The organism is Bartonella queenslandensis AUST/NH15, from assembly GCF_000312585.1.
Taxonomy (GTDB): Bacteria; Pseudomonadota; Alphaproteobacteria; order Rhizobiales; family Rhizobiaceae; genus Bartonella; species Bartonella queenslandensis_A.
The window spans coordinates 24,619-25,727 of record NZ_HE998011.1 but is presented as its reverse complement, the minus strand read 5'-3'; the positions used below and the strand labels follow the sequence as shown (position 1 = coordinate 25,727).

At 45.4% G+C, this 1,109-nt stretch carries 3 protein-coding genes and 1 pseudogene; all 4 read left to right on the top strand.

Annotation, left to right across the window (positions count from 1 at the left end; all coding sequences use genetic code 11):
* Positions 1–340: pseudogene (locus tag BN338_RS07605) on the top strand (AAA family ATPase); the annotation flags it as partial.
* Positions 337–612 carry a hypothetical protein gene (locus BN338_RS07600; protein ID WP_019222471.1) on the top strand — a complete coding sequence of 92 codons (276 nt, stop codon included), beginning with the start codon at positions 337–339 and terminating at the stop codon, positions 610–612. The pseudogene BN338_RS07605 and the gene BN338_RS07600, both read left to right, overlap by 4 nt.
* Positions 612–890 (top strand): hypothetical protein, encoded by a 279-nt coding sequence (locus BN338_RS07595; RefSeq protein WP_019222472.1) that lies wholly within the window; start codon positions 612–614, stop codon positions 888–890. The genes BN338_RS07600 and BN338_RS07595 overlap by 1 nt, the downstream gene beginning before the upstream one ends.
* Positions 871–1,109 (top strand): DUF3164 family protein (locus BN338_RS07590; protein ID WP_425277465.1); only part of this gene is annotated, 239 nt, incomplete at its 3' end. The genes BN338_RS07595 and BN338_RS07590, both read left to right, overlap by 20 nt.

Genomic DNA, 1,109 nt, shown 5'->3' with positions numbered 1-1,109 from the left:
CACCGGTTTAGCTTTGGTGGGGAATGATGAGATTTCAGGGCGTTTGGTTCATCGTCAAAATGGACCTTCTTATGCGCAAATTAAAAGCCGATTGGCGATGCATCTGAAACGTCGCAAGCCCTATAGTGAAGATATTGCTGCGCGTATTCATGATTGGGGGATTGCAGATGCTGGTGCGATAAAGTTTTTAACCGGTATTGGGTTAAAGGCTGGTGCTTTGCGGCAAATTGATAAGACGATCATGTTAGCCCGCATGGCAGCGCTTGGTGATGGGAGTGAGGTGAGGCTGAAACATGTCAAAGCGGCATGGAAAAACCGTGATGTGGAGGAATTGGCATGAGCGAGATAAGCAATATGGAATTATCGAATACGCTTGTTGGTCTTTATGATGACTATCAATGTGGTTTGGATATTGGAGAGCCGCTTAAATTATGTGTTGATTTGGCGTTATCGCTTGAATTGGAACTGAGTATTCACCGTTTGGGGGAAGCCGATGTGGTTTTAGAGGAGCAAGTCGTGGAAGTTTTCCGTCGTAGTCAAGCTCTTCATGCCAAGAGTGATGAGTGTGAGAGAGGAACGGTTATTCATATGGATTTTGGAGGGAAAAAATAATGGAACGGGATCCTTATATGGTGGGAGAGTGCTTGGTTGCTTTGCGCTCTGCTTTGCTCAAGCATGAAGTGGAAGGCATTTTTTTGAGTGCAAAAGATGTTCGAGAATTGAATGATTATTTGCGCCGTCTTGCTGGCTATAACCACATTTTAGGTCATGAGCTTTTGCGGTGTCGTTGGCAATTGAAAGCGGGTTGTGCGCTTTCTTCAGGGGAAGTTATGCCGTTTCGTTGGTTTCAAGAAAAAAAGGAGGAAGTTGATGATGGATCAACAAATTGAGCTTGAAGGTACGCGTTATATGAAGGATGCGAAAGGTGCTTTGGTGCCGGTTAGTCTGATCCGTCCTGCGGATTTATTAGAAGATGAAACGGTGCGTAAGGTTATGGGGTATGCGAAGGCGTTATCGGCAAGGATTGCGCGTTTTAACAGCCATACGATTGCGGATTTGAGTGCTTTTGATCGCTTGCTTGCGCAAGAATATGGTGTAGAGCGTCGTGG

Excerpts from the sequence above, each read along its gene's own strand:
- BN338_RS07595 (WP_019222472.1), top strand. The coding sequence starts at position 612 with ATGGAACGGGATCCTTATATGGTGGGAGAGTGCTTGGTTGCTTTGCGC.
- BN338_RS07600 (WP_019222471.1), top strand. The coding sequence starts at position 337 with ATGAGCGAGATAAGCAATATGGAATTATCGAATACGCTTGTTGGTCTT.